Raw genomic sequence first — 23,223 nt, forward strand, 5'->3', positions numbered from 1 at the left:
CACCCTCCCCCTGGCGTACGCCGACACGGTCACGATCGTCGGACCGCGGTGCCTACCATAGGCACGATGTCGAGCCGGCCGGTTTCCGCACCCGGCGCCGACCGTTGACGGCGACGACGGCAGCCCGAGGAGTGCAACGATGATCAGCCGCGACGAGGCCCTGGCGATCGCCCGCCAGTGGGCCGGAGCCGGCCGGCCCGAGCCCGCGCCCGAGGTCTTCCTGCACGAGTTCGACCTGGGCTACGTGGCCTGGCGAGCCGAACCGGCACCTGCCGCCACCGACGGGCCGCCGGCTCCACCACCAGCGACGGGCTACCCCCGGGCGGTCATCGACCGGGAGACCGGCGAGGTGTCCCAGTGGCCGTCCCTGCCCGAGCAGATGATCGCCGAGCGGTACGCGAGTCGCCGCGCCGCCGAAGGCCGGTTCCCGCCGGACGTACGCCATGTGCTGGAGTCCGCCGGGTGGTTTCCCGGCCGTGATGTCACCTCGGCGGTCGAGCACTGGATGGTCCGGTTCGCCGACGACCTGGCGGGTCTGGACTGTCCGCCGGTTGCGCGGGCGGCGCTGATCGAGTTCGGTGGCCTGACCCTGCCCCAGTTCGGCAAGACCGGCCGACCCGGCGGCGGCTTCACCAGCTACCTCCACCCCACCCGTGGCGGGGTGACGACCGAGGGAGCCCGGGGCTTCATCGAGGAGTACGACACCCCGGTCTACCCGCTCGGCAACAACGAGGACGGACCGTCCGAGTTGGTGATCGACGCCCAGGGGCGGGTCTTCCTGCTGCACTGGGCCGACGAGTTCCTCGTCGGGCCGGATCTGGACTCGGCCGTCGTCAACCTGATCCGGGGCGGCGAGATGACCGAGGCGAGCGACCTCGACTGGTGATCCCGGTCAGCCGTTGATCGCCCGCATGAACGCGTACAGGCCCAGCACGCTGCACGCCACCGGCACCACCGCGAGCTGGAGCAGGATGTCGAGCATGTCGCCGAGCCGGGCCAGCCGGGGTGACGGGGCACGCCGGCTGTAGGCGAGCCCAGCAGCGGCCGAGATCCCGGCCGCGACCAACGCCACCGGCAGCACGGCCAGCACCCGGGCGGCGGTCGACGCGTCGGCGGCTCCGACCAGCGGGAGCAGGCCCAGACCCACCAGGCCGACGGCGAGCATCGGCACCCGGTGCCGGACGGTCGGGACCAGCCGCGCCCGCAGCAGGTAGCCCAACGAGATCACGGCGGCGAGCAGCAGCGCAGCGAACGTGCCGGTCGCGGTGAGCACCACCAGGCAGCCGATGGTGACCAGGAACGCGCCGAAGATCATGCCGGTGAGTACTTCGTCGGCCCGCGCGGTGGCCTGGTAGATCACCTCCCGTTTCGGTTGCGGATCGTCGCGCAGCAGGTCCTCGGCGGTACGCGGCAACGCCGGCATCGGCATCTTGCCCAGTCGCACCGACAGCAGCGGCATGGCCGGCAACAGCAGGACCACCGCGCTGATCACGATGGCGCTGCCCTGCGCGGCGTCCATCGAGCCGAGGGCGAGCAACCCACCCACCATGCCCCAGAAGCCGACGAAGACCGCCGCCACGAAGACCCGGGTCGCGTCTCCCACCCCGAGCAGGCCGAGCAGGCCGGACAGCAGCAGCACGGCCGAGCCGAGCAGGATGTGCGGTGCGCCCAGCGCCCACACCGACTCGCCGGTCCCGATCACCAGCACCCCGCCGACGAAGGCGTAAGGCAGGCCGGCAGCGGCGACCACCGCGCCGGCGAGGGAGTCGGCCATCGCCCGGGACAGCACGATGCCGCAGAGCAGCAGCAGGGCGGCGGCACCGAGGGCCACCGCACCACCGAGCCAACCGGGTTGCTCGGAGGTCACGATCACCACCAGGCCGAGCAGCAGCAGCACGCCGGCCACGATCAGGCCGGTCAGCCGGGTGGCGAACGGGGTCCAGGCCACGCCACGGCGCCGGGCACCGTCGGCGACGGCCTCCATCAGGTCGTCGTACGCCAACTCCGGCCACTCGGTACGGCGCGGCACCAGGTGCAGCGTCTCTCCGTCGCGGACGTTCTGTGCCGCCAGCGTACGGTGCAGATCCACCGCACTGCCGTCGCTGCGGCGCAGCATCCAGCCACCATGGGCGGTGCCGTCCGAGGGTTCTTCGTCGGCTTGACGCAGCACCGCCGGCAGCAGCCCGACGAGGGGCAGATGCTCGGGCAGGGCTAGGTCCAGCCGCCGGTTCGGGGCGACGACGGCGATACGCGCGAGTCCGGTTCCGGCCTGGGTGACCACTGACGACCCCTCGGTACGAGGAGCGGGCCGAGCGGCCCGCGGCTGTCCTGACGGGAGAAGGCTACCTACCATGTGCCGGTGACGCGGGTGCCGGTTCGCGGCGGCGGCCGAGCGTACGGGGGTGCCGGGCGTGGCTACCACGCCCACGAGAGGCAACGGAGGTCTGTCACGTGAGCACGGTCGTCGTCAAACGACCCGCCCGGCAGCCGGAACCGGAGTATCCCTCTGGCGAGGTGCTTCTGGAGGCACCGCCGGAGGTGCCCGCACCGAGCGGCAAGGCGTGGGGGCAGATGATGATGCTGCTGCCGATGCTCGCCGGCTCCTTCGCGATGGCCCTGATGTTCGCCGGGCGCGGTGGGTCGACCCTGGGCTATGTCACCGGCGGTCTGTTCGGGCTCTCCGCCATCGGCATGCTCGGCGCGCAGTTGACCAACAATTCCGGTGGCCCGAGCAAGCAGGAGATGCTGCAGAAGCGTCGGGAGTACATGACGCACCTGTCCCGGCAGCGTCGTCGGGTCCTCAAGACCGTCCGCCGGCAGCGCGAGGCCGCTTTCTACCGGCACCCGGATCCGGACACGCTGTGGTCCCTGCCGCTGGGGCCACGGCTGTGGGAACGTCGGCGCGGCGACGTGGACTTCGCCACCGTCCGGATCGGTCTCGGGCCGCAGGAACTGGCCACTCCGCTGGTGCCGCCGCCGGCGACGTCGTTGGAGAAGCTGGAACCGATGTGCGCGTTGGCCCTGCGCCGGTTCCTCACCACCTACGGCGAGGTGCCGGACCTGCCGGTGACCATGGCGTTGAACGGCTTCGCCCGGGTGCACCTGCGTGGCGACATCGACGCTGCCCGGGGCATGGTGCGCGCCGTGCTCGCCCAGGCGACCGCCTTCCACGCCCCCGACGACATGCTCGTCGCGGTCTGCGTCTCCCCGGACCGTCGGGCCGACTGGGAGTGGACGAAGTGGCTGCCGCATGCGCTACACCCGTCGCGCACCGACGCACTCGGTCAACTGCGCTTGGTGTCGCCCTCGGTGACCGGCCTGGAGGCGATGCTCGACGACGTGTTGGCCAGTCGGCCCCGGTTCAACGCCAGCGGCGGACCAGCGCAGGTCGGTGGGCCGCACGTGTTGGTGATCATCGACGGCGGCGACACCGCGGGCTCGGATCACCTGATGACCGACGGCGGGGTGGAGGGTGTCACCCTGCTCGACCTGTCCACCCCGGCACCCCGGATGCTCGACCGGGCGCGCCTGGTGCTCGACGTGACCACAGATCGGCAGCTGCACAGCCTCACCGTGGACGGTCCGGCAGAGATCGGCCGGGCCGACGACTGTCGGGTGGCGGAGATCGAGGCACTGGCCATGCAGTTGGCCCCGCTGCGGCTGTCGGCCGCCTCCCGTGGCGGTGGCGACACCCCGCTCACCAGCGAGTTGGGCCTGGCCGAGCTGCTCGACATCGGTGACCCGTACGAATTCGACGTCGACCGGGCCTGGCAGCCGCGACCCAACCGGGACCGGCTGCGGGTGCCGATCGGGGTGGGTACCGACGGTGGGCCGGTGGAGTTGGACCTGAAGGAGTCGGCGCAGGACGGCATGGGCCCGCACGGGCTGCTCATCGGCGCCACCGGCTCCGGCAAGTCCGAGCTGCTGCGCACCCTGGTGCTGGCGTTGGCCGCGACCCACTCGTCGGAGAACCTCAACTTCGTCCTGGTCGACTTCAAGGGTGGCGCCACCTTCACCCGGCTGGACGGGCTGCCGCACACCAGCGCGGTGATCACCAACCTGGCGGACGAGTTGCCGCTGGTGGACCGGATGACCGACGCCATCAACGGCGAGCTGGTACGCCGGCAGGAACTGCTTCGGTCGGCGGGCAACTACGCCTCGCAGCGCGACTACGAGAAGGCCCGCGCGGCGGGTGCTCCGCTGTCGCCGCTGCCGAGCCTGCTCATCATCTGCGACGAGTTCTCCGAGCTGCTCACCGCGAAGCCCGACTTCATCGACATGTTCGTGCAGATCGGTCGGGTCGGCCGGTCTCTCGGCGTACACCTGCTGCTCGCCTCGCAACGGCTGGAGGAGGGGCGGCTGCGAGGGCTGGACACCCACCTGTCGTACCGGATCGGTCTGCGTACCTTCTCGGCGATGGAGTCGCGGGTGGTGCTCGGCGCCACCGACGCGTACGAGCTGCCCCGTTCTCCCGGGCACGGCTACCTGCGTTTCGGCACCGAGCCGCTGGTGCGGTTCAAGGCCGCGTACGTCTCCGGCGCCTACCGCAGCAAGACCGCCGCGGCGGTGGCGGCCGGTGACGGCGAGGACCGGGTACGCGAGTACACCACCAGTTACGTCGCCCCGCCGGTGACCCGTACGCCGAAGGAGGAGGAGGCGCCGGAGCCGGCCGACGGGGTCGGCGAGAGCGTGCTGGACATCCTGGTCGGGCGGCTCACCGGTCGGGGCAAACCGGCCCACCAGGTGTGGCTTCCGCCGCTGGCCGAGCCGCCGACGCTGGACCAGTTGCTGCCGCCGCTGACCGCCGACCCGGCCCGTGGGGTGACCGTGGCGCACGCCGGTCTGCTGGGCGAGTTGCAGGTGGCCGTCGGCATCGTCGACAAGCCCTTCGACCAGCGCCGGGACGTGCTCTGGTTCGACCTGGCCGGAGCGGCCGGCCACGCGGTGATCGTCGGCGGACCGCAGAGCGGCAAGAGCACCCTGCTGCGGACCATGGTCACCTCGCTGGCGCTGACCCACACCCCCCGGGAGGCCCAGGTCTACTGCCTCGACCTGGGCAGCAGCGCGCTGTCGTCGCTGCGGGACCTGCCACACGTCGGTTCGGTGGCGACCCGGCTCGACGCCGGCCTGGTTCGGCGTACCGTCGCCGAGCTGCAACTGCTGATGGGCGAGCGGGAGCGGCGCTTCGCCGAGCGCGGCGTCGACTCGATGGCCGAGTACCGGCGGGCCCGGCGGCACGGTCAGCACGACGACGACCCGTTCGGCGACGTCTTCCTCGTCATCGACGGCTGGGCGACGTTACGGTCGGAGTTCGAGGACCTCGAACCGACCATCAACGACATCGCCAACCGAGGGCTCTCCTTCGGCATCCACCTGATCGTCACCGCCGGACGCTGGATGGACCTGCGCCCGGCCGTGCGGGACGTCTTCGGTACCCGGCTGGAACTGTGGCTGGCCGACGCCAGCGATTCCAACCTGGACCGCCGGGCGGCGATGAACGTGCCGGAAAAGGCACCGGGACGCGGCATCACGCCGGACGGGCAGCAGTTTCTCGCGGCGCTGCCGCGCACCGACGGCGCGCAGGAGACGGAGACCCTGCCCGAGGGAGCGCGCAAGCTGGTCACCGACCTGGCCGCCGCCTGGCAGGGGCCGGGCGCGCCACCGATCCGGCTGCTCCCGCCGAGTGTCCCGTACGGCAGTCTGCCGAGCACCGGGTGCCCCGGGGTGCCGATCGGCATCGCCGAGGTCGACCTCGCGCCGGTGCACCTGGACTTCGCCGCCGACCCGCACTTCATCCTCTTCGGTGACGGCGAGTCGGGTAAGAGCACCTTCCTGCGGGCGCTGGCGCAGACCATCGTCGACCGCCACGAACTGACCGAGGCACGGCTGGTCCTCGTCGACTACCGGCGCAGCCTGCTGGGCGACATCGACTCCCCGCACCTGATCGGGTACGGCTCGACGGCACAGGTCACCGAGAGCATCGTGACCGAGGTCGCCGCGGTGATGCGGGACCGACTGCCACCGCCGGACATCAACGCGGAACGGCTGCGGGCCCGCGACTGGTGGAAGGGCCCCGACCTGTACGTGCTGGTCGACGACTACGACCTGGTCGCCGGTGCGGGCAGCAATCCGCTGACCCCCCTGCTGGAGTTCCTGCCGCAGGCCCGCGACATCGGTCTGCATCTGGTCGTCGCCCGGCGCACCGGCGGGGCCAGCCGGGCGCTCTACGAGCCGGTGCTCATGCGACTGCGGGAGATCAGCACACCCGGCATTGTGATGTCCGGCAACCGGGACGAGGGCGTGCTGCTCGGTACGGTGCGGCCCGGACCGCTGCCGCCGGGTCGGGGCTGGCTGGTGTCCAGGCGGGGTGGCACTCGGCTGGTGCAGTTGGTGAATCTCCCGCCGCGTGGCTAAGCAGCGTACGGGGTTGCCTGACCGGTCTACCGTCGGCCAGAGTGGACCTGCGGTGCGCGGCTGTGCCACTCCGTTATCGGAGTGAGGGTGAGCCGCGCCAACACCGTGTGAGCGAAACGGGGGAGGGACCATGGGCGGCGAGTGGCTCGTCAACGAAAACATCGACGTCGACGTCAACCAGTTGCAGGACTTCGCCAAGGCCATTCAGAAGGAGCTGGAGTCCAACTTCCAGCCCAGCTTCGAGAACGGTCTGCGCCCGATGCTCACCGTGCAGGCTCCGTTCGGCGGCGGCGGGATGAAAGAGGCCGCATTCTTCCGGGGTCGGCACGACGAGAGCCGGATGGCCGTGTCGCACCTGATGGGCGATGTGATCAAGGGGCTGACCGCACTCAGTGCGGCGGCCACCTCCATCTCCGGGGAGTACCTCCTGGGCGACGCGCTGGCCGAGGCCACGAACGACGACGTGTACAACGCCTTCAACGCGGTGGACGGCCAGAAGACCCTCAGTGGCCAATGGCAGCAGGAGGGCGACCCGACGGAAACCATCCCCGAGCAGGCGAGGAATCCGGAGCCCGTCGGGCCCTACCACGGGATGGACTCCTGCCCGACGGAGGACACCCGTGAGCAGGCGCCCCAGTGGGCCGCGCCGGAGACCGTGGGTGATGGTCCGGGCGCGTACAAGATCGAGGGCGAGGACCAACGCATGCACGGCGACGAATTCCGGCTGGACCAGTCCAACCTGCGATGACGGGGCTGCCAGGAGCGGGGGACCTGAGGAGCGGGGATGACCGACGACTACTACGGCTACAGGCCGATCAGCTACCCCCAGTACGGGGGGATGAGGGACGACTACGCGGCCGACCGAGCCGCCCAGGCGACACCGTACGAGCCCACCAAGTGGGACAGCGTCAACATCGAGCAGATGTGGGAGTACGTCCGCAACGAGAGCGACGAACGCACCACGGCGCTGGCCGAGATGTGGCGGCGAGCGGCGAGCCTGCTGGAGTCCACCCGGGACAACCTCAAGCGCCACGCCGACGCGCTCGGCGCCAAGTGGAACTCCCCCGCCTCTCGGGTCTTCATGTCGAAGGTGGGTGCCACCCTGCACTCGCTGGACGAGTGGAAGAACGTGGCAAGCAGCAACGCCACCGGTCTGGACCAGTTGGCGAGCAAGATCTCGACCGCCCAGCGCGAGATGACCCAGCTGTGGCGCGAGTACAAGGCCGAGCAGCAGCACCAGCAGGAAGTCTTCGAGAAGGACAAAGAGAAGATCACGATCAGCGACATCTTCGGCGACAAGCACAAGACGTACGAGGAGGTCCAGCGGGAGTTCCACCAGCGCGCCAAGAACATCGCCAAGCCGTTGGCCGACATGTACATCGACGTGTACATCTCGAACATCTCGCGCGGCGGCAAGTTCAAGGGCCCGACCGAGGCGGCTCTCTTCGACGGTAAGGGCCTACCGGGCGGGCCGGGGCGTCCCGGCGGGCCGCCCCGGCCCGGCTCCGGCCCTCCCCCGAGCGTCAGGAACGTTCGTCCGGACATGCCGAACCGCCCGGACACGCCGAACCAGCCGGGGGTCGGCGATCGACCGTCCCAGCCGGCTGTGCCGAAGCTGCCCGACGGCGTCGACCTCGCCGGTGGCACCGCAACCGTCCCGCCGCCCGGGCCGGCGCCCACCCCGCCGCCGGTCACCGCCACGCCGAACGCGCCCGTGACACCCGGCCCACCCGTACCGCCGGTGGTGCCGCCGGGGCAGCGGCCGGGTGCCCCCGGCCCGGCCTCGCCGAACCCGGGCACCCGACCGAACGCCCCCCGGACCACCCTGCCGGGCTCGGGTGGCCCTCCCGGGCCGGGCGGCGGTCGCGGCCCGGCGCCGAACCGGCCGACGTTGCCCGGCGCGGGCGGTTCGGGCAGCGGCTCCGGAGCGCCGGGCAGCGGCCGGCGCGGTCCCGCGCCGAACCGGCCGACGTTGCCGGGTAACACCGGAGCCCCGGGGCGTCCCGGTACCGGGTCGGCTCGACCGGCACCATCGGCGACCCCGCCGTCAAGTCCGCGCCTGCCAGGTTCCACGGCACGCCCCGGCCAGCGTGGCGCCCCGTCCGGGCGTCCCGCATCGCCACCGCCGAGCCTCGGTGGTCAGCGCGGTGCGGCTCCGGGTACCCCGCCCCGGGCGAGCACCCCGGGCGGTCGGCCCGCCACACCGGCCGGTGGCCGGACCAGCGGGCCGGGTGCTCCGGGCAGTGCTGGTCGGCCCGATCTGAACGGTCGTACCGGTGCCGCGCGGCCGGCACCGACCGCCGGCCCGGCACCGTCACTCGGCGGTCGACGCGGTGGACCGGCCGTGCCGGGCCCACGCAAGGGCACCCAGCCTGGCCTGGAGCAGGAGACCTGGGAGTACGGCGACGGCGACGACGAACTGTGGGTCACCGAGTCCTCCGCCGTCGGTGCCGTCGAGGCACCGGTGGAGCACCGCCCCCGGGAGCAGGGCAAAGCGCTCGGCCAGAGCTGAACACGGACGGGCCAGGTCACCGCAGCATGGGGTGGCCGGCCCGTACCATGCGGTGAACACCCCGATCTCGGCCGATTCGTGACGAAGCACAAAGGATGGTGTACGGGCATGCGTGTCCTCACCCGACCGGCTGCCGTCATGGCGCTCAGCACCGTGAGTGTCCTGGCGACGCTGGCCCTGCCCGGAATACCGGCCATGGCGGACTCCACCAGAGACAACTCCTGGCACGTCAAGGCCCTGGAACTCCCCGAACTCCACAAAATCACCCAGGGTGAGGGAGTCGTGGTGGCGGTGGTGGACACCGGGGTCGACGCGAAACACCGGGACCTGAAGGGCAACGTCCTGCCCGGCATGGATCTCTACGACGACGACACCAAGGGTGGTGTCGACCGGGTGGGCCACGGCACCGGGATGGCGTCGCTGATCGCCGGGCACGGGCACGGACCGGGCAACGGCGACGGGGTGCTCGGGGTCGCACCGAAGGCCAAGATCCTGCCGGTGACCATCAAGAGCGAACGAAGCCCGTTGATCGCGCCCACGGCGGTCGCCGCCGGGATCAACTGGGCGATCGACAACGGCGCGGACATCATCAACGTGTCGCTCGGCAGCAGCTTCAACGAGGAACTGGACCGCGCGGTCGCCCGGGCGTACCAGCAGAACATCGTGGTGGTCGCCGCCGTGGGCAACCGCGAGGACTTGATCATCAGTAACCCGGCCCGCCACCCGGCCACGATCGCCGTCAACGGCACCGACCGCAGGGGCGTCATCAGCAAGGAGGCCGCCCTGCCGGCCGAGGAGGTAAGCATCGCCGCGCCAGGCGAGGACATCGTCCGGGCCGCGCCCGGCGACAAGTACGTCACCTCGCTCGGCAACAGCAGCAGCGCCGCGCTCGTCTCGGGCGCGCTGGCCCTGGTCAAGGCCAAGTACCCGAACTTGACCGCGTACCAGATGTTCGAGCGGCTGCTGGAGACCGCCCGCGACGCCGGTGCGCCCGGTCGGGACCTGGAGTACGGGTGGGGCGTGCTCGACCTGCGGACGGCGTTGACGGGCGAGCCCGACGGCCGGGCCAGCCCGCGCGCCAGCGCCCCGCCGTCGGCCCAGCTCGAACCGTGGCAGGCCAACCCGCGTGAGCGCGAGGACGGCATTCTGATCTTCGTGTGGGCGGCCATCATCGCCGCGTTCGTCCTGATCGTCGGAGGGGCCGTCGCCACCGTCTGGATGCTGCGCAACCGGTCACGGCGTCGGCAGGCCGAACTCATGGACGAGGATCAACCAGCATCCGTGGGAGCGAACTTCACGCCCGGTGCGGGGCCGTCGAACGACCCGGCTCAGCCTGCGGAAGCCTCCGACGACGTGTGGCGCCGGCCGCCCGGCTGAGCGCTCGGACCTGAGGAGACGTCCATGTCGACCATCCCAGCCGGGGCGAAGCCGCCAGTTCGGCGGCCGGTGGTCGTGACGCTGGCGGCCCTGCTGATGCTGCCGTCGATCGTGACCTGGCTGATCGCCGGCATCGCCTTCTTCCGCGCCATGCTGGGCGCCGAAGGCGACGGGTTGGGTCGCGTCCTGGTGGTGGGCATCGGCGCGGGGGTGCTCGCGATAGCACTGCTGGTGGTGCTGCTCGCCGCGCTCGGGACGCTGATGGCGTGGACCGGCGACAGCGCGCAGGGGCTGGCCGTACCGGCGGGCTTCACCTTCGGGCTGTTCGTCGTCGTCATCGTCGTCCTGCTGGTGCAGGGCAAGCTGAGCTTCGAGCCGACGATGGTCACACCGCTGGTCGTGGGTGGGCTGGCCGGTGTGGCACTCGCCCTGATCAAGAGTCGGCCGGCGCGCGCCTGGTTCGCCAGCCGCCGTCGCTGAACCGTCGCCCGGCCCAGGCGACGGTCGATGCCGTAGCGGCACCGGTCAGGCAGGCGTCCAACGGCGGGCGGTCGCGTCGAATCGGGCCAGGATCTCGTCGCGGCCGTCCTGATGCAGGCAGTGCAGCTCGGTGTCGTCCGGAACGACCAACGACTCCATCCGGGGCTGACCCTGCGCCCACTCCTGTTGCGTACCGTCGGTCGGCGGCCAGCGCAGCACAGCCACCCACTCGTCCGACTCCTCGAAGGGCGAGCCCGTACCGAGCAGTCCCAGCCGTCGGTAGAGCCGGACCGGGGTGTCCCGGCCCGGGCCGTGCCAGGCGTGCACCAGACCGGCCGCCCGGTCGTACCCGTCGTCGAGATAGGAGGCGAGATACCGGTGCGGGATGACCAGTTGCAGCCGCACCGGGATGTCCGGATCGGGTCCCTCGTCGACGTCAGTCGTCGGCTCCGCAGCTGATCGCGGCACCGGTACGCCCACCGTCGACGGGTCCGCGTACGCAGCGCTCACGCGGCGGCTCCGCTCCTGCTCGGCGGCATCATCGAGGACGTCACGCAACTCGCTGAGCCAGTCACGCAGCGTCAACAGCGCCTCGCCGGGCAGCGCCGCGGCCAGCGGGGTCTCCGGGTTGAGCGACAACTGCCAGGATGCGTCCGGCCAGTGCTCGGTGAGCTGGAGACTGCTGACCACCACCAGGTCATGATCACCGAGTGCCTGCCGCAGCCGGGCCTCGGAAGTGAACACCGGCACGGCCGGCCGCCCCTGCTCATCCGGCAGGCACCACCAGGGGAACTCCGGATCGCCGAGGTCACGGGTCGTCGGGCCGTCCGGCCGCAGGGGGAGCACCAGCTCGGCTCGCAGCAGCGCGGACATCAGGGCGTCCGGATCCTGGCGCTGGACCGCCTCGCGTAACGGCAGTTCCGCCTCGACCCCGGCGGCGGCGAGCGCGGCGAGTTCGTCGGCGGTCAGTCGTACGCCGATGGGCAACCCGGCGTCCACGGCCAGCACCCAACGCTCGTCGGGCCAGTCGACGGCAAGGTCGGTCAGCACCGACACCCGGTAGGTGACGGCCTGACCGGGCAGACCGGCGGCGATCGCCGCCGGGGAGGTGTAGGCCATCACGTGGGTAACGCCCTCGTGATGACCCGTCGGCCAGGCGGGCGGCTCGCCGGCGGTCGCCGCCGCCGGCACCGGCAGCAGCAGCGGGCCGCTGGCGAGCGCGGCGAGGAAAGCCGGGTCGTCGTCGTTCTCGACGGCGGTCAGCAGCGCACGCTCGGTGACGGTGGTCGGTTGCCAGCCGGTGACGGTGGTCGGCTGCGGGCCGGTCACCAGCTGCCGTCCTCGCGGACCCGCGCCGGCTGGCGGCCGAGCAGCAACGTGCTCAGCGCCGCGTCGACACTCGCGCCGAGGAACCAGTCACCGGTGTGGTCCAGTACGAACACCCGGCCCTGCTCGTCGACGGCGAGGATGCCGGTGCCGCCGCCCTCCTCACCGAGCGGGCTGAGCGGCACCCCGATGACCGTGGCCAACTCCGCCAGCGTGGCCACCGTGTGTCGTACCCGGAACGGATCGAGGTGGACCTCACTCGGCGCGATCTGCTCACCCGCACCCTGCGGGCGTAGCCGCAATCCCCCGAACTCGGCGTACGCCTGCACGGCGGCAGCTGTCATGGCGTGTTGGCGGCCGTCGGGGGTGGCGTCGGCGGCGAGGCGCAGCGCCCACTCGCGAGCTCGGCCGTCGTCGCGCAGCCCGGGTGACCAGCCGGCCGCGGCAAGGATCTCGGCCACCAGGGGCGGAAAGCGCTCGGTCATGTCAACGCCTCCATACCGAACCAGTCCAGCAGGGCCGCGCACGATCGGCAGGGCGGTTGGACCTCGCCGTGCCGCGGGTCGCCCTCTTCCCGTACCCGGGTGAGGCGCACCTTCGCGCCCCACAGCAGTGCGCGGGCCCGGGCGGAGTCGAGTGGCGGGCCGTCGGCCTCTGCGGCGTACAGCCGGTCGGAGATCAGCACCGGTTCGGCACACCAGCCGGCGAACCGCTCCCGCTGCTCGACCGGCAGCCCGTGCAGGAACCGCCGGACGATCGGATGCAACTCCGGTGCCACTCCGCCACGCACCGACGTGTGGGTGTGGACGGTGCCGTCGACCAGCATCGCGCCCGCCATCAGCGGCAGCATCCGCAGCTGGGACATCGGTCCTCCCGCAGTCGACGGGGACCCGGCGCCAGGAGTCGGCCGGGCACGCCCGAACGCAGCCTAGCGAGCAGGGTGCACCGTCGACCGGTGACTCGGTCCGGGGCTCCATGGCATGGGCCGCCTGGGATATCGTCGGCCCAGCCCTCATCGCCGTACGAAGCCCGGAGTCATGACGCGCACCCTTCTCGTCTCCCCGGATCAGCCCGGCGCCTACCCCTCCATTGGGGAGGCCCTGGCGGTGGCCAGCGACGACACTGTCGTCTCGGTCAGTCCCGGCACCTACTACGAGGCGCTGTTCGTCAACGACCGGGCGGTCACCGTCGTCGCCGCGCAGGGCGCGGGGACGGTCACCATCGACGCATCCTCCGGGGCGTACCCGACGGTGTCCTGCAACTCGGGTCGGTTGGAGCTGCGCGACCTGGTGCTCAAGGCGGGCGACGCGCCGGTGGTGGTCGGCGACCGGGCCACCCTCACCATGAGCGGCTGTGCACTGAGCGCCGGCTTCGGTGCGGCGATCCAGGTGGCCGGCCGGTCCGAGTTCACCCTGACCCGTTGCCGGGTCACCGGCGGACGGTACGGCCTGGTGGTCGAGGACTCCGACGGCACCGTCGAGGGCTGCGAGTTCACCGACCTCAGCGAGGACGGCATCATCGTACGGATCGGCGCCGCCCCGACGATTCGTACCAGCACCGTGACTCGCTGCGGTAACCGGGGCATCTACATCTACCAGTACGGCCGGCCGACGATCGAGGCCTGCGACATCTCGCAGACCGGTCATGCCGGGGTGGCGGTGGTGCATCAGAGTGCTCCGGTGCTGCGGCGCTGCCGGATCCGGGACACACGCGGTCCGGCGATCTCCTTCGCCCGCGGCTGCCACGGCACGGTCGAGGAGTGCACCACCGAGAACACCGCACAGCCGGCGATCGAGGTCGCCGACGGGGCCGCACCGACCATCGTGCACGGTACGGCGAGCCGGAAGGCGGCCTACGGCGCGGACGCCGCCCGTGCTGTCACCCAGCAGGACACCGCCCGGGTCGACAAGCTGCTGGCCGAACTGGAACAGATGGTCGGGCTGGAGTCGGTGAAGGAAGAGGTTCGGGCCCTCATCGACGAGATCCAGGTCAACGAGTGGCGACGCAGCGCGGGGCTGCCGGTCGGTGCGGTCAGCCATCACCTCATCTTCGCGGGGGCACCCGGTACCGGTAAGACCACCGTGGCTCGCATCTACGGTGACCTGCTCGCCGCGTTGGGTGCGCTGCCCGGTGGCGCGTTTCGCGAGGTGTCCCGGCGAGACCTGGTCGGCCAGTACATCGGTCACACCGCCGAGAAGACCGCCGCCGCGTTCGAGCAGGCGCGCGGCGGCGTGCTGTTCGTCGACGAGGCGTACACCCTGTCCCGGTCCTCCGGCAGTGGCGGCGACTTCGGGCAGGAGGCCATCGACACGCTGGTCAAGCTGATGGAGGATCACCGCGACGAGATCGCGGTGATCGCGGCCGGCTACACCGGGGAGATGCTCCAGTTCCTCGACGCCAACCCCGGTCTGGCTTCCCGTTTCGCCAAGACCATCGAGTTCGGCAACTACACGCCGGAGCAGCTCGTGGTCATCGTGGAGCGGATGGCCGGCGGCGACGAGTACCTGCTCGCCGAGGGGGTCACCGACGTGCTCGGGGAGCATTTCGGCACGATCGAGCGGGACCAGAACTTCGGCAACGCCCGCGAGGCCCGAAAGCTGTTCGAGGGCGTCCGCAAGGCGCAGGCGCAGCGGCTGCGCCAGTCCGGGCAGCGGCCCAGCCTCGATGAACTGCGTACCGTGACCGTCGCCGACGTGCGTGCCGCGATCGGGCGCTGATCATGCCGGGCCGGTCAGGGAGGGGCGCGCGGTGACTCATCCGGGCGCGGCACGGCCGGGCGATCCGGGTTGGCAGCATCACCCGGGAGCAACGGCACCGCAGCAGCAGACGACACCGCCGCAGCAGGCCGGTGCACCGGCACCGACGGTCGGCGGGACCGGGTCGGTGCACAGCTGGGCCACCCAACGAGGGCAGGGACGGGCGACCGCCGGCACCGCGTACAGCAGCCAGGCCGCCACCGCCGCGCAGGCCACTGCGACCGCACAGACCGCTGCGGCGGTCCAGGCCGCGCCCGCCGCCCGGCGGGCGACCGCCGCCACCGCACCGACGGCGGCGGAGGCGGTGAGCGGCCCGCAGCCCACGGCAGCGCCCGCCCCGGTGGTACGCCCGTACCGGCGGCCGCTTCGGGTAGCCGGCATCCACGTCGCCCAGTTGGTGGCCTGGCAGGCCGGTGGGGCGGCGGTGCTGGCGGCCACCGGGCACGGCGCCCCGCTGGCCGTCGGGGTGACCGCTGCCGTGTTGCTGCTGCTCTCGCCGACCGTGCTGCGGTACCGCGGCCGGTGGATCTACCAGTGGTTGGCGGTCTGGTGGAGTTACCGGGGTCGGCGCCGGCAGCTCAACGCAACGGGACCGGACACCAGATGGCAGCTGCTGACCCACCTGGAAGGCAGCGTGGAGCTGGAACAGGTCGAGATCGACGACCAGCCGGCGGTGCTGCTGACCCATCGGGGTGGGCTCAGTGCCGTGCTGGAGGTCGACCCGACCGAGGGTGCGCTGCTCGTGGGCGCGCCGCAGGCGCTGCCGTCGCCGGTGTCCCTGCTTCCGGCGGCCGACCCCAAGACTCCGCCGGTGACGGTGCAGGTGCTGATCCAGGTCACCCCGGCGCCCCGGGTCCGCGCGGCGGCGGTGGAGCGGGCGTACCGCGAGCTGACCGAGGGGAACGTGCCTGCCAGCCGGCAGGCCTGGGTGGTGCTCCAGGCACCCCGTACCCCGGACTTCCACGCCGACCGTGACCTGCGTCCGGCGCTGACCGCGGCGATCCGCCGGACCCGGCGCCAGCTTCGCCAGGAGCGGGTTACCGCCCGGCTGCTCAACCGTGACGAGGTGCTGGCCGCCGTCGCCAACCTGACCCACCTCACCGGTGAGCCGGTGGGCGGGGATCGCCCGCTGGCCCGGGAGAATTGGCGCAGCTGGTCGGCACAGGGCACCCCGCAGAGTTGCCACCGGCTGCTCGACTGGCCCGACCATGCCTGGGACGTGGACCCGCTGCTACGCGGGCTGCCCGCCGCAGCCGGCGTGGTGTCGATCGCGCTGGCCCGGGAGCCCGGTCGCCACGGTGCCGACGAAGCCGTGGTCGAGGTGGCCTTCCGGCTGATCGGTACGGACGCCGCCGCCCTGACCGCCGCCGACACCGCATTGCACGAGGCGATCCGTGGTCATGGTGGTCGGCTGCAACGACTCGACGGCGAGCACGCCCGGGGCGTGGCCGCCACCCTGCCGCTCGGAGGCTTCCTGCGGTGAACAACGTCGCCTTCCCCGGCAGCCGGATCGGGCTGCACGTCACCGACGGTCCCACCGTGGCCGGTCTGCGCCTGGTCGCCGGTGGCGGTGGCCTGGTGGTGGGCCGCAATCGCCAGCAGGAGCCGGTGGGTCTGCGGGTGTTCCGGGCCGAGCCGACCCGGCTGATGCTGACCGGCGGGGTACGTGTCGCGGAACTGCTCGCCTTCCGGGCCCTGGCGCTCGGCGCTCGACTGTTCATCCAGACCGCCCGGGAGCAGGAGTGGGACGCCTTCCTGCGCCGCTGCGTCATCGGCCGGGAGATCGCCTCGTTCCTTCCGCCGGGGGTGCCTCCACCGCTGCCGGCGACGCCGACCGAACCGCAGCTCGTCGTGATCGACACCGGGCCGGTGACCGGGCCGGACACCAACCTCAGCGCGCCCTGGCGGGCGACCCTCGTGGTCCGCGACGATCTGGCCGGCTGGGACGTCGAGTTGCTGGTACGCAGTGACATCGTGGTGCTCCAGCGGCTCACCGAGCCGGAGGCGGCCACGGCGGCGAACGCCCTCGGCCTGGCCAGCGTGCAGAGCTGGTTCACCCAGCTCCATCCGGAAATGGTCGGCCTGATCACCAAGGGCAAGGTGCAGTGGGTCATGCTCAGCATGACCGGCACCGAACGTCAGCTCATCGGGCCGGTCGCCCGGGGTAGTTGAGCCGCCGACGCCGTCCGGTCGCCGCCCCCGCCGGGCCCGGTGTCCACATTCCGCGAATCGAGCACAATCACGCAGGCCAGTGACCACCTTGTTTTCGCGAATAAGTACATCTGGTGGCTCCCGCGCGGACACTTGCGCCGCTTATCCTCCACCGGTCTAACACCCTCGGAGGCCCCGCGGAGGCCCAGCAGATGCAGCTACGAAAAAGCAGGCGGCAACTCACAATTCCGGGCGTACTGGTCACCGCCACTGCGCTCTTCTTGGGCAGTGGCACCACCGCTTTCGCCGCGCCCGCGTCAGCCACACCGTTCCTCAGCGAGATCCACTACGACAACGCCGGCACCGACGTCGGCGAGGCGATCGAAATCGAGGCGCCGGCCGGCTTCGACCTGAGCGGCTGGCAGATCGTCCTCTACAACGGCGGAAACGGCACGGCGTACAACACCAGGACGTTGACCGGCATGGTGCCGGAGTCCGGTGTGGTCGTCGCCGACTACCCGGTCAACGGCATCCAGAACGGCGATCCCGACGGTGTCGCACTGGTCTCGCCCAGCAACTCGGTAACCGAGTTCATCACCTACGGCGGCACCTTCACCGCGGTCGGCGGGCCGGCGAACGGTCTGGCCGGCACCGACATCGGAGTCAAGGAGTCGAGCAACACCCCCGTCGGGCACTCGCTCCAGAAGATCGACGGCGTCTGGAAGGCGCCCGCACCGAACAGCTTCGGCGTCCGCAACACCGCCGGGGGCGACCCGGGGCCGGGCGACCCGCCCGTCGGCTGTGACGTCGCGGTCAGCCACACCATCGCCCAGGTCCAGGGCACCGGCGCCGCCACACCGGTGCCGGGCACCCGGGTCACCGTCGAGGGCATCGTCACCGCCGACCACCGCACCGGTGGCTACAACGGCGTGTACGTGCAGACGGCGGGCAGCGGCGGGGAGCGTCCCGTCGCCGCCGACACCGCCTCGGACGGCATCTTCGTCTACCTGACCACGAACACCGCCAACCACCCGGCGGTCACCATCGGTGACCGGGTCCGGGTCAGCGGTACGGCGAACGAGTTCAACGGGCTCACCCAGCTCACCATCGCCGCCAGGGGCGACGTGCAGGTGTGCGAGCAGGGCGCGCCGCTGCCCACTCCGGTGCCGGTGGAGTTTCCGCTCACCGATGACGCCCGCGAGTCGGTCGAGTCGATGCTGGTCGCCCCGGTAGGCGCGTACGCCGTCTCCGAGGTCTACAACACCAACCGCTACGGCGAGGTGGCCCTCGCCGCCGGTGACAAGCCGGCGCTGACGCCGACCGACGTCGCGCGGCCCAACTCGGCGGCGGCCCGCCAGATCGCCGCCGACAACAAGGCCCGCCGGGTCCTGCTCGACGACGGCCGGACCACCAACCTGGCCACCGCCGGGCTGCTGCCGCCGTACGTGTCGATGGACAGCCCGCTGCGGGTCGGCGACTCGGTCGAGGCGTTCGGGCCGTCGGTGCTGTCGTACGGCTTCAACGAGTGGCGCCTTCAGCCCACTCGGCCGGTCGACGCGGACACCCGGCCTGCGGACCGGACCACCTTCAAGATCACCAACCCGCGTACCGCCGCCCCGGTCAACGTCGGCGGCGACCTGCGGGTGGCCAGCTTCAACGTGTTGAACTACTTCGTGCACTTCGGTGGCGACGCGCGTGGTGCCGCCAACGAGGCCGCGCTGGCCAAGCAGGAGGCGAAGATCGTCTCGGCGATCAGCGCGCTGGATGCCGACGTGGTCGCACTGGAGGAGATCGAGAACTCGGTCCGGTTCAGCGCCTCGGACCCGCAGCGGGCGCTCAAGCGCCTGGTCGCCGCCCTGAACACTGCCGACGGCGCGGGTACCTGGGACTACGTTCGCACCCCGACCGAGCTGCCGGGCGCCGCCCAGCAGGACTTCATCACCACCGCGATCATCTTCAAGCCGGCGAAGGCGCAGCCCAAGGGGGCGTCGCGGTCGGTGAACGACGAGAGCGTCTGGTTCAACGCCCGCGAGCCGATCGCGCAGACCTTCACCTCCGGGCCGCTCGACTTCGTGGTGGTGGCCAACCACTTCAAGTCCAAGAGCGGTGCCGGTGCCGGCGACAACGCCGACTCCGGTGACGGTCAGGGTGGTTGGAACGGCGACCGGGTCCGGCAGGCCACCGCGCTGGCCACCTTCGTGGACCAGGTCAAGGCCGACAGCGACACCGACAACGTACTGCTGCTGGGTGACTTCAACGCGTACACCCAGGAGGACCCGATGCAGGTCCTCTACGGCCGGGACTACCGCAACCTCAACAACACCGGGAAGACCAGCTACGTCTTCAACGGTGAGTCCGGCTCGCTCGACCACGCGCTGGCCTCGCCGTCGCTGGCCGACCGGGTCACCGGCGTGGACGTGTGGCAGATCAACGCGGTCGAGTCGTACGCCTTCCAGTACGACGGGCTGGCCGCCTTCTACGCGCCGGACCCGTACCGGGCCAGCGACCACAACCCGCTGGTCGTCGGGATCAACACCGGGGCCAACCCGGTCGACCTGCAACTGCTGAGCATCAACGACTTCCACGGCCGGCTGGAATCACCGGCCACCGTGGGCGGTCAGCCGGCCGGTGGGGCGGCTCAGCTCGCCGGTCTGGTGAACCAGCTGCGTACGCAGAACCCGAACACGGCGTTCGTGTCGGCGGGCGACAACATCGGCGCGTCCACCTTCATCTCGGCGATCGACGACGACAACCCGACGATCGACGCGTTGAACGCGGCCGGTCTGATCGCCTCGGCGGTCGGTAACCACGAGTTCGACAAGGGCATGGCCGACCTCACCGGTCGGGTCACCGAGCGGGCGGACTTCCCGCTGCTGGGTGCCAACGTGTACCGGGACGACACCCGGGCGCTGCCGGCGTACTCGGTCAGCAGCATCGGTGGCGTACGGGTCGGCTTCGTCGGCGTGGTCACCGAGCAGACCGGCTCGCTGGTCAGCCCGGACGGCATCGTCGGCATCACCTTCCGCGACCCGGTCGTCGAGGCCAACCTCGTCGCCGGTCAGCTCAAGGACGGCAACCCCGCCAACGGTGAGGCCGACGTGGTGGTGCTGCTCGCCCATGAGGGTGCCGCGACGGAGAACATCGACTCCGCCGAGGCGCTGGCCAACGACCCGGTCTTCGGCAAGTTCACCCGGGTCGACGCCACCATCGACGCCATCTTCAGCGGTCACACCCACCAGCCGTACGCCTTCGAGGTCCCGGTGCCGGGTACCGACAAGCTGCGTCCGGTGGTGCAGGCCGAGGACTACGGCAAGCGGCTGGGCAAGGTCACGCTGACCTTCGACCCGGAGTCGAACTCGGTCACCGCCGCCGACGCGGCGCTGGTGGACGTGGTCGGTGCGCCGCAGGACCCGGCGGTGGCCGACATCGTGGCCGCCGCCAAGGTGCGGGCGCAGGAGCTGGGCCAGCGGAAGCTGGGCGAGATCACCGCGGACATCCGCCGGGCCTACACCGACGGCAACGAGGACCGGGGCAAGGAGTCGGCGCTGGGCAACTTCATCGCCGACGTGCAGCTCGCGGGCACCTCCGCCGCCGGCCGGGGTGGGGCGCAGATCGCCTTCATGAACCCGGGCGGTCTGCGGGCCGACCTGCTGTACCGGACCGACGGTACGGTGACCTACGCCGACGCCTTCGCCGTCCAGCCGTTCTCCAACGACGTGGTCACCAAGTCCTACACGGGCGCGGAGATCAAGCAGGTGTTGGAGCAGCAGTGGCAGCCGACGGGCGCGTCCCGCCCGGTGCTGTGGCTGGGTGTGTCGGAGGGCTTCAGTTACACCTACGATCCGCAGGCCGAACGGGGTTCGCGGATCACCTCGATTCAGCTCGACGGCGCACCGATCGACCCGGCGGCCACCTACCGGGTGACGGTGAACTCGTTCCTCGCCGCCGGTGGGGACAACTTCACCACCCTCGGTGGCGGCACCAACCGGGTGACCACCGGCGACAACGACCTCACCATGCTGGTGGACTACCTCGCCGCCAACTCGCCGGTCACCGCCGACACCACCCCCCGTTCCGGCATCGGCCAGGGCGGTCCGGCGTGGGACGTCGAGGTGCAGGCCCGCACCCAGTGCATCGGCAGCAACGCGTACGTCTCGGTCAGCGCCCGCAATGCCGACGACGTGGCGCTGAGCATCGAACTGGTCACGTCGTACGGGTCGCGCATCGTCGCCGATCTCGCCCCGGGCAAGACGGCGTACCAGGCGTTCAACAGCCGGGCGAAGACCGTGTCGGCCGGCACCTCGACGGTGAAGATCACCGGTACCGTCAACGGCCAGCCGGTGACGGCGCAGGTCGAGTCGGCGTACGCCGCGATCACCTGCGGCTAGTTCGACCACAGGTGGCGGCGTCCAACGGGCGCCGCCACCACCCCCAATTGAACAGACACGCACAACGGAGCAACGGATGCACAGAAGGAACCACCGGCGACTGTTCGCGGCCGCCGCGGCCAGCGCCATTTTCGCCGGGTCGGTGGCGCTCGCCGGACCGGCCTCGGCCGAGCCGGTCGACAGCAGCGACGTACGGGTGACCGTCGACATCGAGGAGATCCGCGAGCCGGGTGTGCTGGCGATGACCGTCGCCGCCGACTCGGTGGCGTTGTCCGAGGACGGGTCGACGCTGCTGGTCCGTCAGTTCGTCGGCACCCTGCCGACGGTGACGGTCACCGACACCCGCACGGCCGACGAGGTGCCCGAGGGTGCCGCGTGGGCCGTGCTGGGCAGCGCTTCCGACTTCGTCGGTGACGCCGAGCAGGCGCCGATCGGCGCGGGGCACCTGGGTTGGAAGCCGAAGCTGATCGACGGTGGTGACACCGGTCTGGTCAGCGAGGGTGAAGAGGTCGTGACGGTGGTGGACGAGCCGACCCAGCCGGGCAACAACGTGGGTCTGGTCGACCAGGAACTGCTGGTCTCCACCTTCGACTCCGGAGCGGTCGCCGGTGGCGAGTACACCGTCAACGCGAACCTGTTCCTGCGCACCCCGGCGGATGTCGCCGCCGGCAAGTACACCTCGACGCTGACCCTGTCCCTGTTCGAGTAGATCCATCGGGGGGAGCCACCTGGCGTGGCTCCCCCACCCCGCTCCTCCCGCAAAGGAAAACCGCCATGATCCGAACCCTGCTGCGAGCACTGACCCGGATGCTCGCCGTGCTGGCCGTGGTGCTGGCCATCGTGCCGATCTCGTCAGCCGGCGCAATGGCGGAACCGACCAGTCCCACGGTCACCTGGGCGGTCCAGCCGGCCGACCGCAACGGCCCGGACGGCCGCCGGTTCATCGAACGGACCCTCGACCCCGGCCAGGTCGTGACCGAGCACCTCGCGGTCCGCAACTTCAGCGACTCGGCGGTGGTCTTCTCCCTCAAGGCGGCCGACGGATACCTCACCGACAAGGGCCGCTTCAACATGCTGCCCTCGAACGAGAAGTCGGTGGACGGTGGCACCTGGATCACCGTGCAGGAGAAGGTGACCGTCGAGGCCGGCGGTACGAAGGTGGTGCCGTTCACCATCACCGTGCCGGCGGACGCCACCCCCGGCGACCACCCGGCGGGCATCGCGGCCACCGTCACCAGCACCGGCGGCACTGTCGCCGTGGAGAGCCGGGTCGGTTTCCGGGTCATGCTGCGGGCCAGCGGCACGGTCACCGCCAGTGTGGCGATCAGTGACCTCAGCACCACCTACACGCCCTCGTGGAACCCGTTCTCCGCCGGCACCCTCAAGGTCGGCTACACCGCGAAGAACGACGGCAACGTCGCGCTGACCGGCAGTGGAAAGGTGTCCGTCGGCGAACTGTTCGGCCTGGTCAAGCAGGAGGACCTGACCCAGGTCACCGAAACGCTGCCCGGCGGCGTACAGGTGGTGGACACCCAGGTCGACGGGGTCTGGGGGCTCGGCCGGCTCAAGACCACCGTCTCGGTCACGCCCGCCGTTCAGGGTGGCGACCCGACCGGCGCCGAGATTCGGCCCGGCACCGCGACCGTCACCACCTGGATCGTCCCTTGGCCGCAACTGGCGCTGCTGCTCCTGATCGGCCTGCTCGTCCTCGCCTACCGGGTCATCACCCGGCGCCGTCGGCGGCGGCTGGCTCAGCTGCTCGCCAGCGCGCGGGAAGAGGGCCGGGCCGAGGGCCGCCGGACCACCCCGGTCGGCTGAG

Annotated in this window: 16 protein-coding genes; 12 read left to right on the forward strand and 4 right to left on the reverse strand. The window is 71.3% G+C overall.

The annotated features are described in order from the left end of the window. Positions 1-139 precede the first annotated feature (139 nt). The gene (locus AB0M35_RS27255; RefSeq protein WP_363748849.1) at positions 140-886 is read left to right on the forward strand and encodes an SUKH-3 domain-containing protein; all 747 of its coding nucleotides are present in this window, start codon (positions 140-142) and stop codon (positions 884-886) included. 6 nt (positions 887-892) lie between these two features. On the opposite strand, the gene eccD is transcribed toward AB0M35_RS27255, so the two are convergent. Continuing rightward, positions 893-2,281 (reverse strand): type VII secretion integral membrane protein EccD, encoded by a 1,389-nt coding sequence (gene eccD, locus AB0M35_RS27260; protein WP_363748850.1) that lies wholly within the window; start codon positions 2,279-2,281, stop codon positions 893-895. 170 nt (positions 2,282-2,451) lie between these two features. Between eccD and eccCa the strand changes: the two genes are divergently transcribed. The 5 genes from eccCa to AB0M35_RS27285 all read left to right on the forward strand — a co-directional run bounded on the left by eccCa (position 2,452) and on the right by AB0M35_RS27285 (position 10,783). Next, complete coding sequence (eccCa, locus tag AB0M35_RS27265; RefSeq protein WP_363748851.1) at positions 2,452-6,414, forward strand: type VII secretion protein EccCa; 3,963 nt, start codon at positions 2,452-2,454, stop codon at positions 6,412-6,414. A 130-nt stretch (positions 6,415-6,544) separates the two neighbouring features. Next, the gene (locus AB0M35_RS27270) at positions 6,545-7,162 is read left to right on the forward strand and encodes a hypothetical protein (RefSeq protein ID WP_363748852.1); all 618 of its coding nucleotides are present in this window, start codon (positions 6,545-6,547) and stop codon (positions 7,160-7,162) included. 36 nt (positions 7,163-7,198) lie between these two features. Then, on the forward strand, positions 7,199-8,926 hold the full coding sequence (locus tag AB0M35_RS27275) for a hypothetical protein (protein WP_363748853.1): 1,728 nt from the start codon (positions 7,199-7,201) through the stop codon (positions 8,924-8,926). Between the two features lie 108 nt (positions 8,927-9,034). Further along, a complete protein-coding gene (gene mycP, locus AB0M35_RS27280) occupies positions 9,035-10,303 on the forward strand; it encodes a type VII secretion-associated serine protease mycosin (protein ID WP_363748855.1) in 1,269 nt (422 codons plus the stop codon). A 24-nt stretch (positions 10,304-10,327) separates the two neighbouring features. Then, positions 10,328-10,783 (forward strand): hypothetical protein, encoded by a 456-nt coding sequence (locus AB0M35_RS27285; RefSeq protein ID WP_363748856.1) that lies wholly within the window; start codon positions 10,328-10,330, stop codon positions 10,781-10,783. 45 nt (positions 10,784-10,828) lie between these two features. On the opposite strand, the gene AB0M35_RS27290 is transcribed toward AB0M35_RS27285, so the two are convergent. The 3 genes from AB0M35_RS27290 to AB0M35_RS27300 are packed head-to-tail and all read right to left on the reverse strand — an operon-like array spanning position 10,829 to position 12,974. After that, positions 10,829-12,112 carry an SseB family protein gene (locus tag AB0M35_RS27290; RefSeq protein ID WP_363748857.1) on the reverse strand — a complete coding sequence of 428 codons (1,284 nt, stop codon included), beginning with the start codon at positions 12,110-12,112 and terminating at the stop codon, positions 10,829-10,831. Further along, a complete protein-coding gene (locus AB0M35_RS27295) occupies positions 12,109-12,594 on the reverse strand; it encodes an SUKH-3 domain-containing protein (protein ID WP_363748859.1) in 486 nt (161 codons plus the stop codon). The genes AB0M35_RS27290 and AB0M35_RS27295 overlap by 4 nt, the downstream gene beginning before the upstream one ends. Then, positions 12,591-12,974 (reverse strand): YwqJ-related putative deaminase, encoded by a 384-nt coding sequence (locus AB0M35_RS27300; RefSeq protein ID WP_363748861.1) that lies wholly within the window; start codon positions 12,972-12,974, stop codon positions 12,591-12,593. Before AB0M35_RS27300 ends, AB0M35_RS27295 begins: the two co-directional genes overlap by 4 nt. Before the next feature lie 172 nt (positions 12,975-13,146). On the opposite strand from AB0M35_RS27300, the gene AB0M35_RS27305 reads away from it, so the two are divergent. From AB0M35_RS27305 to AB0M35_RS27330, 6 genes are all read left to right on the forward strand, one after another. Then, a complete protein-coding gene (locus AB0M35_RS27305) occupies positions 13,147-14,826 on the forward strand; it encodes a right-handed parallel beta-helix repeat-containing protein (protein WP_363748862.1) in 1,680 nt (559 codons plus the stop codon). Between the two features lie 31 nt (positions 14,827-14,857). After that, entirely contained in the window at positions 14,858-16,348 is a 1,491-nt protein-coding gene (eccE, locus tag AB0M35_RS27310; RefSeq protein ID WP_363748863.1) for a type VII secretion protein EccE, read from the forward strand. Continuing rightward, positions 16,345-17,037: a hypothetical protein gene (locus tag AB0M35_RS27315; protein ID WP_363748865.1), complete on the forward strand. Its 693-nt coding sequence runs from the start codon at positions 16,345-16,347 to the stop codon at positions 17,035-17,037. The genes eccE and AB0M35_RS27315 overlap by 4 nt, the downstream gene beginning before the upstream one ends. Before the next feature lie 191 nt (positions 17,038-17,228). Next, a complete protein-coding gene (locus AB0M35_RS27320; RefSeq protein WP_363748867.1) occupies positions 17,229-21,404 on the forward strand; it encodes an ExeM/NucH family extracellular endonuclease in 4,176 nt (1,391 codons plus the stop codon). 76 nt (positions 21,405-21,480) lie between these two features. Beyond that, the gene (locus AB0M35_RS27325; protein WP_363748869.1) at positions 21,481-22,113 is read left to right on the forward strand and encodes a hypothetical protein; all 633 of its coding nucleotides are present in this window, start codon (positions 21,481-21,483) and stop codon (positions 22,111-22,113) included. A gap of 65 nt (positions 22,114-22,178) precedes the next feature. After that, on the forward strand, positions 22,179-23,222 hold the full coding sequence (locus AB0M35_RS27330) for a DUF916 domain-containing protein (protein ID WP_363748871.1): 1,044 nt from the start codon (positions 22,179-22,181) through the stop codon (positions 23,220-23,222). The last annotated feature ends 1 nt before the right edge of the window (position 23,223 follow it).

Source organism: Micromonospora sp. NPDC051196 (assembly GCF_040682415.1).
In the GTDB taxonomy this organism is placed as follows: Bacteria; Actinomycetota; Actinomycetes; order Mycobacteriales; family Micromonosporaceae; genus Micromonospora.